The sequence below is a fragment of the Myxococcus sp. AM010 genome (genome assembly GCF_013372585.1).
GTDB lineage: Bacteria > Myxococcota > Myxococcia > Myxococcales > Myxococcaceae > Myxococcus > Myxococcus vastator.
Genome location: NZ_JABXEO010000276.1, coordinates 1 through 204 on the forward strand (window position 1 = coordinate 1; position 204 = coordinate 204).

Here is a 204-nt window from a genome sequence, read left to right on the forward strand (position 1 = left end):
CCAGGAGGGCTGCACCGTGAATGAAGTCAAAGACTTGGCACGCCAGGGGAAGGCCGGGGAAACCGCGCCGCACCCTGGCGGCGGTTTCCTAAACCGCAGGCCACAGGTTCGATTCCTGTCGGGGTCACATCCTAACCGCCCGTCCCCACTGGGGATTCGGGCGGGGGATGGAGCAAGTGCCGCTCCCGCTGATGGCGCCGTGGC

At 67.2% G+C, this 204-nt stretch carries 1 tRNA gene; it reads left to right on the forward strand.

Annotated features, from left to right (window positions below):
- The first annotated feature begins 36 nt into the window (after positions 1-36).
- Positions 37-127, forward strand: a tRNA-Arg gene (locus HV826_RS36655).
- Positions 128-204 lie beyond the last annotated feature (77 nt).